Here is an 11,794-nt window from a genome sequence, read left to right on the forward strand (position 1 = left end):
TTATCCATACAGCGGCATGCTTATTCTGCATGCTCTATACTGCATTTGTATGATTTTCACGGACCGTCGACAGGGGCGGGCAGCGCGTAGATCACGGAAACAACTGAAAAAGACCATGAAGATCGCAATAGTCGGATTCGACGGGCGGTTCCCGGACTGCAACTCGGTGCCGGAAATGTGGCGGGCGCTGACGACGGGGCGCAGTTGCCTGCGCCGCTTCTCGCCCGACGAGCTGCGCGCCGCCGGTCTCGACGAGGCGGAAGCGGCCCGGCCCGACTGTGTGCCCGTCGGCGGGGTGGTCGCGGGGGCCGAGGATTTCGACGCGGAGCTGTTCGGCCTCGCCCCGGCCGAGGCGGCGACGATCGATCCGCAGCAGCGCATCTTCCTGGAATGCGTGCTCGGCGCCCTGGAGGGGGCCGGCCACCCGCCCGCATCGTTCGACGGCCGCATCGGCCTGTTCGGCGGGGTGGGGGTCAGCGGGTGGCTCTGGCGCGCCTCCGGCGGCGGCGAGACCGGAAGCGGCGCCTTCCAGGCCTTCCTGGGGAGCGACAAGGATTTCGCGGCGACGCGCGCGGCCTATCTGCTGAACCTGCGCGGCCCGGCGGTCACCGTGCAGACCGCCTGCTCGACCTCGCTGGTGGCGGTGCATCTCGCCTGCCAGAGCCTGGCGCTGGGGGAATGCGACATGGCGCTGGCCGGTGGCGCCTCGATCCGCCTGCCGCAGACCGGCGGCTACCTGTATGAGCGCGACGGCATCGAGTCGCCCGACGGCGCGTGCCGCCCCTTCGACGAGGCGGCGGCCGGCACCGTGTTCGGCAACGGCGCCGCCGTGGTGGCCCTGCGCCGGCTGGACGAGGCGGTCGCCGACGGCGACACCGTCTATGCGGTCATCGAAGGATCCGGCATCAACAACGACGGGTCCGACAAGGTCGGCTTCACGGCGCCCGGGGTCAACGGACAGGCGACGGCCATCGCGGAGGCGCTCGCCGTCGCCGGGGCCGATCCGGACCGGATGGCCTTCATCGAGGCGCACGGCACCGGAACGCGGCTGGGCGATGCCATCGAGCTGCGCGCCCTGTCCCGCGCCTTCGCGCGCCGGACGTCGCGCAAGGGCTTTTGCGCGCTGGGCAGCGTCAAGGCCAATTTCGGCCATCTCGACACCGCGGCCGGCGTCGCCGGGCTGATCAAGGCGGCGCTGGCCCTGCACCACCGCCTGCTTCCCGCCACGCCCGGCATCCGCAACCCGGCGGCCGATCTCGCCGACAGCCCCTTCTTCGTTCCGCAGACGCCGCTTCCGCTCGGGCCGGGCCGGCTGTGGGCCGGCGTCAGCTCCTTCGGGGTCGGCGGCACCAACGCCCATGTGGTACTGCGCAGCGCCGACGCGCCGGTCCGGCCGGCGGCGGCGCGCAAGGCGCAGCTCGTCGTCCTGTCGGGCCGCAGCCCGGCCGCCCGCGACATGGCGGCGGGCCAGTTGGCGCGCGCGCTGGCCGCCGATCCGGCGCTCGACCTCGCCGACGTCTCCCACACGCTGCTGGCCGGGCGGACGGCCCGTCCCTTCCGCGCGGCGACGGCGGCGGAGGACGGAGCGGCGCTGGCGGCGGCGCTCACCGATCCCGGCAGCCTGCTTCAGGGCAGCCGGACGGACGGGGAGCCTCCAAGCCTCGGCCTGCTATTTTCCGGCCAGGGCAGCCAGCATGCCGGGATGGCGCTCGGCCTGTACGACACGGAGCCGGCCTTCGCCGCCGCCTTCGACCGCGCGCGGGAGGTGCTGCGCCCGATCCTCGGCCTCGACCTGCTGGAGCTGCTGCGCGACCCGGACGGCGATGCGCGGCTGGAGCAGACCGCCATCGCCCAGCCCGCCATCGTCGCCGTCGGCTGGTCGATGGCGGAGACGCTGCGTTCCTGGGGACTGCAGCCGGCCGTCATGCTGGGGCACAGCCTCGGCGAATACACCGCCGCCTGCGTGGCCGGGGTGTTCGAGCCGGAGGAGGCGCTGCGGCTGGTCGCCCTGCGCGGCCGGCTGATGCAGGCGCTGCCGGCCGGCCGGATGCTGGCGGTCGACATGGCGGAGCAGCGGCTTGCCGCCCTTCTGCCGGCGGAGCTGTCCATCGCGGCGGTCAACGGCCCGTCCGCCACCGTGCTGTCCGGCGCGCCGGAGGCGGTCGAGCGTTTCGCGGAGCGGCTGGGACGGGATGGCGTCGCCTGCGCGCTGCTGCGGACCTCCCACGCCTTCCACTCGGCGATGATGGAGCCGATGATGGAGCGCTTCGCCGCCGAACTGGCTCGGGCGCGTCCGATGCCGCCGCGCCTTCCCGTGATCTCGAACCTCAGCGGTCGGATTCTGACCGCTGCGGAGGCGACCGATCCCGCCTATTGGTGCCGTCATCTGCGCGAACCCGTCCGCTTCGCCGACGGCGTCTCCGCCCTTCTGGCGGCGGGGCCGTCCGCCGTGGTCGAGGTCGGCCCCGGCCAGACGCTGGCGGCGCTGGCCCGACGGCATCCGGACTGGCCGGCCGCCCGGCCGCCCGTCCCGCTGATGCGCCACCGCCACGATCCGCAGTCGGACAGCCTGACGCTGATGCGCGCCGCCGCGCGGCTGTGGACGGCGGGCTTCGACCTCGACCCGGCCGGCCTGCACCCGGTCCGCCGCCGCCGCGTCGCCCTGCCGGGCACCCCCTTCCTGCGGCGGCGCCTTACCCTGCCGCCGCCCGCGGCGCCGAAAGCCGAGGCCGGGCGGACAGCCGATGCCGAGCTGTCCGTCCCGGCGTGGCTGCCCTGCCGTCCGCGCCCGGCCCCGCCTCCCCCACCCGACACATCGCCGGTAACATCGCCGGGGGCGTGGTACCTGCGCACGGGATCCCTCGCGCTGGCGGAGCGGGCGGCGGCGGTCGCGCGGGATGCGGGCGTCCTTCTCCTGCCGGACCTCGATCCACCGCCCGGCCTTCCCCTGACGATCCTCTTCGCGGCGGGCCCTTCGCAGACGGACCCCGGTGCGGCGGACGCGCTGGCGGCGCTGCTGCGCGAGCTGTCCGGACTGCCGGAGCGGCCGGCCCGGCTCGTCCTGGTGGTGCCGGGACTGCTGGCGGTGACCGGGGACGAGCCGCTGGACGAGAGCCGCGGCGCCCTCCTGGGACTGTTCCGCAGTGCCGTGCAGGAACTGCCGCAGCTTTCCGCCCTCTGCCTCGATCCGGGAGATCCGGACCCGGGGCCGGAGGCGGCGGCGCGGCTGGCCGCCCTGGCCGGCGACGCATCGGCCACCGGCCTGCGGGCATGGCGCGGCGGCGTGGAGTGGCAACCGGTCTCGGCACCCCTCCCCTCCGCTCCTCCTCCCCCAGTGCCGCCCGCGCTGCCGGCCGAACCGGAGACCGGCGGACCGGCAGCCGGGGCATGGCTCGTCACCGGCGGGCTGGGAAGCCTGGGCGTGGAAGCGGCGCAGGCCATCGTCGAACTGGCGGCGGGCAGGCGGGTCGACCTGCATCTGCTGGCCCGGAGCCCGGTGCCCCCGGTCGCCGACTGGCCGGCCGCCATCGCCGGTGGGCGCGTGCCGGCCGCCCTGGCCCGCCGGATGGAACGGTTGCTGGCGCTCGGCGGACCGCAGGTCGGTCTTCATCTCCATCAGGGCGACGTCGCCGACGAGGCCGTCTGTGCCGGGCTCCTGCGCGAGCTGGCGGACCGGCATGGCCGACTGGCCGGCATCATCCACGCGGCCGGGCGCGTCGATGCGGGAGTCTTCGCCCCGGTCGGCGAGGGCGACGCCGAGCGGCGCGGCGCCAACGACCAGGCCAAGCTGCGCGGGCTGGAGTCGCTGGCGCGCGGCCTGGAGGGGATCCCCTGCGGCGTGGTGGTCGCCTATTCCTCGCTGGCGACGCTCCTGGGCGGCATCGGCTACGGCCATTACGCGGGGGCCAACGCGCGGATGGAGGCGATGTGCCGGCGGCTGGACCGGGCCGGCGGGCCGACCCGCTGGATCGCCGCCGCCTGGGACGCCTGGGATGCCTGGGGATCCGGGGATGGGACCGGCGCCGCGAGCGGCGGCACGCCCGACATCGCCGGGCTGTCCTCCGCGGCGGGACGGGCGGCGCTGCGCCGCATCCTGGCCGAGGCACACCGGCTGCCGGCACCGGTGGTGCATGTGTCGGCCGGGCCGCTGGCGCCGCGCATCCGAAGCTGGGAGGACGCCTGCGCCGGGCGCACGCAGCCGCCCGCCGGCCTTGCCCCATCTCTGCCGCCGCCGACGCGGCAGGCGGCGGACGGGGACGCCCTGGGCGCGCTCTGGCGGTCGCTGCTGGGCGTCGAGGACGCGCGGGACGACGACGGCTTCTTCGCGCTCGGCGGCACGTCGCTGACCGCGATCCAGCTCATCAACCGGCTTGGGCGGGAAACCGGGATCGAGCTGTCCCTCGCCGACGTCGTCGCCGCCCAGACGCTGGGCGCGCTGCGGCGGCTGGCGGCCGTGCGCGGCCGGACGGCGGGCGGCGGCGCCCCCCGGATCGCCGGCATGGCCGACCGCGAGGGCGCGCCTCCGCCGGCCACCGACGCGCAGCGGCTGCTCTGGCTGATCGAGCAGGAGGAGCCGGGCGCCAGCCACATCGCCGAAGCCTACCGGCTGCGCGGCCCCCTCGACGCCGACGCGCTGGAGCGCGCGCTCGCCGCGCTGGTGGCCCGCCACGACGCCCTGCGCACCGGGTTCCGCATGGATGCGGACGGCCTGCGCCTCGCCGTCCGTGCGCCTGCAGAGGTCCGGACCACCCTGCGCCGGGTCCGGATCGATGCGGACGGAGACGCCGAAACGGCGATCCGCCGCATCGCGGAGGCCGAATTCCGCGCGCTCTTCGACCTCGCCGACGGCCCGATGATCCGGCTGCTCCTGCTGTCCGTCGCCGGCCCGTCCACACCCCCTCCATCCATGACGGATGGCGACCATGTCCTGCTGGTGACGCTGCACCACATCGCCGCCGATGACTGGTCGGTCGGCCTGCTGTTCTCGGAGCTGGAGGCGCTCTACCGCCTGCATGCCGGGGAGGAGGTTCCGCCGCCGCCGCCGCCGGCCCTGCGGTTCGCCGACTACGCCGCCTGGATCGCCGCCCCCGAACGGGTGGCGGCGTGGAACGAGTCGCTGTCCTGGTGGATGGAGAGGCTGGCCGCCCCGCCCGCCCCGCCGCTGCCGCCTGACCTGACCGGACCGCGCGGCTTCGCCGGCGCCGCGGTCCGCTTCGAACTCGGCGCCGGCCGGACCGGGGCCGTCGCCGCGCTGGCGGAGCGTCTGTCGGCGACCTCCTACATGGTGCTGCTGGCCGTGTTCACCGCCGCCCTCCACGCGGTGGGCGGACGGGAAACGGTGGCCGTCGGCACCCCGCTGGCCGGGCGGGACGATCCGGAACTGGAAGGGCTGGTCGGCTATCTGGTCAACCCGGTGCTGCTCACCGTCGCCTGCGGCGGGGCGGCCGATTTCGCGGCGCTGACGGCGCGCGTGCGCGAACAGGTCGAGGCTGTGCGGCGCCATGGCGACCTTCCGCACGGCCGTCTGGTCGCGGAGCTTCGCCGCAACGGCTCGCTGCCGCCGCGCGGGCGGCTGATCGGCACCTGGATGACCCTGCTGACCCATGGCGGCACGCGCAGCCTGGGCGGGGATCTGGTCCTGCATCCGGAACCGCTGGCGCCGACACCGGCCCGCTTCGACCTCGCCCTGATCCTGGAGCCCGGCGCGGACGGCCTCGCCGGCCGGCTGGAATACGCGCTCGACGTCTACGCCCCCGCCACCGTGGGACGCGTCGCCCACGCCTTCACCACGGTCCTCGACGCGGTCGTCGCCGACCCCGGCCAGCCCCTGGTCGCGCTGGTGGAGCGGGTGCGGGCAAGCCGGCCCGATGGCCGGCGGGCGGAGGGCGGCGCACGGCCCCAGGGCTTTGCCGGACTGCGGCGGGCGGCACCCGCGGCCCGATGATTATCCCCCGATGACCATCCGATGACCACCACCAGGCGGCGCCCGCCGATGCCGCCGCCATTGAGCGAGGAGAGACTCACCCATGGTATCGACCATCGCCCGGCGCCGGCCGGTTGCCGCCGATCCCCGCGCACAGGTCCGCATCACCCGCCTGTTCGAGGACCGGTCGATCCCCATGCTGGTCACCCCGGCGGTCGCCGGCCTGGAACTCGTGGACTGGGCTGAACGGCTGGGCATCGACGGGCTGGACGCCCTGCTGGTGGAACACCGCGCCCTGCTGTTCCGGGGGTTCGAGGGGCAGACGGCCGAGACGCTGCACCCCTTCTTCGCCGCGACCTGCCGCGGCGGCCCGCTGAAGTACCGCGACCGGACCACCCCGCGCTACGAAATCCAGGGCGGGGTCTACACCTCCACCACCTACCCTCATGACCGGCGCATCGCGCTCCACAATGAGGGGTCGTACTGGACCACGGCGCCGTTCAAGCTGTACTTCGCCTGCCGGACCGCGGCCCAGGCCGGCGGGGAGACGCCGATCGCCGACGTGGTGAAGGTCCATGGGCGCCTGCGGCCCGAACTGGTCGAGCCGTTCGAGCGCCACGGCTTCATGCTGATCCGCAACTACCATGACGGGATCAGCATGCCGTGGCGGGAGGTGTTCCAGACCGACGACCGGGCCGAGGTGGAGCGCTACTGCCGCGCCAACGCCATCGAGGCGGAATGGCTGCCCGACAACCGGCTGCGCACCCGGCAGGTGCGCAAGGCGGTGCGCATCCACCCCCGCACCGGCGACAAGGCGTGGTTCAACCATGCCGCCTTCTTCCACATCTCCTCCTACGCGCCCGACGTCGCCGCGGCGATGCTGTCCAGCCTCGGCCCGGACGACCTTCCCTACGCCACGCGCTATGGCGACGGCTCGCCGATCCCGGATTCCGTCATTGCCGAGATCAATCAGGCCTATGAGGCCGAGAAGGTGCAGTTCCCGTGGCGGGAGGGCGACGTGATGCTTCTGGACAACGTCGCCGTCGCCCATGCGCGCGAACCCTACATCGGCGACCGCATGGTCTATGTCGCCATGGGCGAAATCCTGCCGGAGTGCTGAGATCATGAGCGCCACCGATAACCTCCAGGGCTTCCGCCTTTCGCCGCGCCAGGCGCGGCTGTTCCGCCGCGGCGCAGAGGGCCGGCAGGGCTGGTCCGCCGCCGTCCGGCTCGCCGGGCGGGCCGATCCCGCGCGGCTGGAGGACGCGCTGTCGCGGCTGATCGACGGCCACGAGATCCTGCGCACCGACTTCCCCGTGCCGCCGGGCCTGAAGGTCCCGCTGCAGAGCGTGCGCGAGGGCGGCTTCCCGCCGCCTTTCGCCGTCATCGACGCCCGCGGGGAGCCCGCACTGGCCGAGGCCGCGCTGCGCGACGCGCTGGAGGCGGGGTTCGCGCCGCTCGACGGGCGGGGTTGGCGGGCCGTGCTGGTCCAGGGTCCGGACGCCGACCGGCTGGGGGTGGCGCTGTCCGCCGCGCTGGCGGACGGGGTCACGCCCGTGCTGATGCTGTCGCAATGGCTGGCGCTTGCCGCCGACCGCGCCGCCGCGCCGGCGGAAGGGGCCGCCCAGTTCGCCGACATCGCCGAATGGCTGTGCCAGCAGCAGGAGGACGAGCACGCCGCGAGCGCGGCGGCATTCTGGCAGGGCATCGCGGCAAAGGCGGCCGCGGGGCCGCTGCCGGACGCGGCCGGCGGCTTGCGGGCGGGGACGGGAGCTGGTCGGCCCCGCCGCGTGCCGGTCGTCCTGGACGCCGCGGCGGTTGCCGTGCTGGACCGCTGGCGCGCCTCCGGCACGGCGGTGTTGCGCGCCCGGCTGCTGGCGGCCTGGGCGGCGCTGCTGGCGCGGGTCGGCGGCCGGGACTCCTTCGGCATCGCCGTGACCCTGCCGGGGCGTGACCTGCCCGAACTCGCCGCGGCGCTCGGCCCCATCGACGCCGCCGTCCCGGTGGCCGTCGCCGTCGACGCGGACCGTCCGCTGGGCGCCCTCGCGGCGGCGCTGGACGCCGCACTCGCCGACGCGGCCCACCACAAGTTCGCTCTGCCCGATGCGGTGGCGGCCGGCCCGGCCGGTGCGCTGCCGGTCGGATTCGACCTGACCGAATGGCCGGACCTTGCCCCGTGGGGCGTCCTCGAAACCGTCGAGGGCGGCGACGGCGACGCGGTCCTGCTGCTGCGCGCCGGCCTGACCGGCGGGCGGCTGTCGCTCGACCTTCTGACGGATCCGGCCTGTCTGTCCGCGGAGGCCGCCGGCCGCATCGGCCGCATGCTGGTCACCCTGCTGGGTGCGGCCGACGGGGCGGAACCAATCGCGGCGCTGCCGCTGGCCGATGCGGAGGCCCGCGCCGAGGTGCTGGCCTTCGGCCGCGGGGTGGACCTGCCCGCGGCGCCGCACAGGAGCGTGCTGACCCTGATCGCCGACATCGCCACGCGCGATCCCGGGCGGCCGGCGGTCGCCGGTGCCGGCGGCGACCTGAACTACGGGCAGCTTTGGCGGATGGCGGGCGGCATCGCCGCGACCCTGGCGGCGTCCGGCGCGGGGCCGGGAGCCAATCGGGCCGTGGGCGTGGCCCTGCCGCGGACGCCGCTGGCCATCGCCGCCATCCTGGGCGTTCTGCGGGCCGGTGCTGCCTATGTGCCGGTGGACCCGTCCTGGCCGTCCGAGCGGCTCCTGGCGGTGCTGACCGACGCCGGCGTGACCGCCGTTTTGGCCGGGCCGGCGCAGGCGGACGGTCTGGCCGCTGCCGGCCTGCGGGTGATCGACCCGGAAAGCGCCGCCGCCAGTTCGGACGAACCGCCGGCGGCCGTTCCAGCGGCGCAGGACCTGGCCTACGTCATCTACACGTCGGGCTCCACCGGACGGCCGAAAGGAGTTCCGATCAGCCATGCGAACCTGCTCGCCTCCACGCGGGCGCGGATGGCCGCCTACGACCGTCCGGTCGGGCGATACCTGCTGCTGTCGCCGCTGTTCTTCGACAGCTCCGTGGCCGGGCTGTTCTGGACGCTGGCGCAGGGCGGCGCGCTGGTGCTGCCCGCCCCCGGCGAGGAACGCGACGCGGCGGCCCTGCGCGACCTCGTCGCCGGCCGGCAGGTGACGCATCTGCTCTGCCTGCCCGGCCTGTGGGCGGCGATCATGGACGACGCCTGGCCGGAGGATCTGGAGAGCCTGGAGACGGTGATCGTCGCCGGCGAGCGCTGCACCGCCGATCTGGTCGACCGCCATGCGGAACGGCTGCCCGCCGTGCCGTTGTACAACGAATATGGTCCGACCGAAGCGACGGTGTGGAGCACGGTCTGGCGCTGGGCCGGCGGACCGGTGCCGCGGACGATCCCCATCGGCCGGCCGATCCCGGGCACGCTGATCCGCGTCCTCGACCGCGCGGGCCATCCGGTTCCGGCGGGGGTGGCCGGGGAAATCCTGATCGGCGGACCGGGCGTCGCCGCCGGCTACCTCAACCGGCCGGACTTGACGGCCGAGCGGTTCCGTCCTGATCCGCTGGCCGATCCGGCGGCGGGCGGCGGGATCCTCTACGCCACCGGGGATCTCGGCAGCTGGCAGGAGGATGGCACCCTGCTCTTCCACGGCCGCGCCGACGACCAGATCAAGCTGCGCGGCTATCGCATCGAACCCGGCGACGTCGAGGCGGCGCTCGCCTCCCATCCTGCCGTCGGGCGAGCGGCCGTACTGCTGCGCGAAGACCGTCCGGGGGAGCGGCGGCTGGTGGCCTATGCCGCGGTACCGGCCAGCGCCGCCGCGGACGCGGAATCCCTGCGCAACCATGCCGCACAGCGTCTTCCCGAGTGGATGGTTCCCGCGGCGGTGGTCGTGCTGCCGTCCCTGCCGCTTCTTCCCAACGGCAAGATCGACCGGCGCGCCCTGCCGGCGCCGGAGGCGGCCGGTCAGGCCGGCCGGCCTCGGCAGGCCCCGCGCACGCCGATGGAACGGCGCCTGTCCGAACTCTGGGGGGCGGTGCTGAACATCGATCCGCCGGGCATCGACGACGACTTCTTTCGGCTCGGCGGCGACTCCCTGCTCGGGCTGCAGATGGTGGCGCGCGCCCGTCAGGCCGGGGTGAAGCTGACCTCGGCGCAGCTGTTCGAACACCCGACCATCGCCCGGCTGGCCGAGGTCGTGGAGGCGACCGACGCCGCACCCGTGGCGGCGCCGTCGGCTCCCGGACGCGAGGTGCCTCTCACGCCGATCCAGCGCTGGCTGCTCGACCGCAATTCGCCGGAACCGCACCAGTACAACCAGGCAATCGCGCTCGACCTGCGCCGTCCGCTCGTCCGCGCCACGCTGGAGGCTGCCGCCGCCCGGCTGCCCACCCTGCACGATGCGCTGACGCTCGCCTTCCAGCCCCTGGCCGGGGGCGGCTGGCGTCAGTCCGTCGCCGCGGCATCCGCCGCGGTGCCGGTCACCTGGCTGGAGGTCGGCGGCCTGCCGGCACCGGCGCGCGAGGCGCTGGTCGCCGACGCGCTGGCCAAGGCGCAGTCGGGGTTCCGGCTGGGTCAGCCGCCGCTGCTGCGGTTCGTCTATGTCGCCGCCGACGGCGACGGGCCGGACCGGCTGCATGCCATCGCCCATCATCTGGTGGTGGACGGGCTGTCCTGGACCGTCCTGATGGAGGATCTGGAGGCGGGTTATCTGGCTCTGGAAGCGGGGACCGCTCCCGCCGAGCCGCATCGTTCGGCAAGCTTCGCCGACCATGCCGACGCGCTCGCCGCGGCGGCGGTGGCGCTCGGCGATCCGGCGGCGCCGGTGCGGCAGGCCTGGGCCGCCTACCTCGCGCGGCCGGTCCGTCCGCTGCCGCTGGACCACGCCGCCGCCGGCAACGACGAAGCCCATGCCGGCACCATCACCGCGAGGCTGGACCCGGCGGCCACGGCCGCCTTCCTGACCGGGGCCGGTCCGGGGCCGCACCGCCTGCTGCTCGCCAGCGTCGGCGCGGTGCTGGCCCGCTATGCCGGCGGCGGCGTCCTGCGCCTCGACTGCGAGCGGCACGGCCGCCATGGCGGCCCGGCGCACCTCGACCGGTCGCGCTCGGTCGGCTGGTTCACCGAGATCCACCCCGTTCTCTTCGACCTGCCGGCCGGGGGCGGCACCGCGGCGGCGGAGGCGGCGCTCGCCCAGATCGGCGACGTTCCCGGTGACGGCGACGGCTTCGGCCTGCTCGTCCGGCCGCCGGCCGGGGTCGAGCCGTTGGCCGGCGGCGGAACCGGGGAGGTGCTGGTCAACTATCTCGGGCAGGTCGATGCGTCGCTGGCCGGCAGCGCGCTGTTCGCCTACAGCCCGGCGTCCAGCGGCCGGACGCGGAGCGGAGTCACGCCCCGGTCCCATCTGCTGGAGATAGACGCCGAGGTCTCCGGTGACGAACTGCGCATCGACTGGACCTTCTCCACCCAATGCCACGCCCGCACCACCATCGCTGCCCTCGCGGAGGAGCATGCGGCCCTGCTGTCCTCTTTGGCGGTACGGTGACGGAATGGCTTCTTGCGGGATCGTCGGCTCCGACGCGGCCGGCGATCCGCGCATGACAGAGACGAACTGCGGCGCTCCTGATCTCCCACCCGGCGGCGAAAAGCGAGGCGCGGTCAGGCGAGTTCGGAAAGAGCCCGGTCAATGTCGGAAAGGCGGGCGAGGAGCCGCTTCCTTTCCGCTTCCAGAGCCGTCCGGTGGGCATCGTTGAATTGGGCGGCGTTCGTCCGGATGCGCCGCTTGAAAGCGATGATCTCGGTGCGGCGCATATCGGGGCGGATCACGCCTTCGGCGACGGCCTGGGCACGCTCCGCATCGGACAGGGTGGCGGCATGGTAGA

General features: G+C 74.7%; 4 protein-coding genes (1 of these 4 cut by a window edge). 3 read left to right on the forward strand and 1 reads right to left on the reverse strand.

Going from position 1 to position 11,794, the window contains the following annotated elements; genetic code table 11:
• Positions 1–115 precede the first annotated feature (115 nt).
• The 3 genes from AB8P05_RS15655 to AB8P05_RS15665 all read left to right on the forward strand — a co-directional run bounded on the left by AB8P05_RS15655 (position 116) and on the right by AB8P05_RS15665 (position 11,457).
• Positions 116–5,944 carry an acyltransferase domain-containing protein gene (locus AB8P05_RS15655; RefSeq protein WP_472759998.1) on the forward strand — a complete coding sequence of 1,943 codons (5,829 nt, stop codon included), beginning with the start codon at positions 116–118 and terminating at the stop codon, positions 5,942–5,944.
• An 82-nt stretch (positions 5,945–6,026) separates the two neighbouring features.
• Positions 6,027–7,043: a TauD/TfdA family dioxygenase gene (locus AB8P05_RS15660; protein ID WP_472759999.1), complete on the forward strand. Its 1,017-nt coding sequence runs from the start codon at positions 6,027–6,029 to the stop codon at positions 7,041–7,043.
• Between the two features lie 4 nt (positions 7,044–7,047).
• Positions 7,048–11,457, forward strand: a complete 4,410-nt coding sequence (locus AB8P05_RS15665) for an amino acid adenylation domain-containing protein (protein ID WP_472760000.1) — start codon at positions 7,048–7,050, stop codon at positions 11,455–11,457.
• A 113-nt stretch (positions 11,458–11,570) separates the two neighbouring features.
• On the opposite strand, the gene AB8P05_RS15670 is transcribed toward AB8P05_RS15665, so the two are convergent.
• Positions 11,571–11,794: the 3' end of a hypothetical protein gene (locus AB8P05_RS15670; RefSeq protein WP_472760001.1), read on the reverse strand. 367 nt of this gene lie beyond the right edge of the window; the window shows 224 of its 591 coding nt (coding positions 368–591); the start codon falls outside the window, past its right edge; its stop codon occupies positions 11,571–11,573.

The organism is Azospirillum sp. VT-I1 (assembly GCF_055698305.1).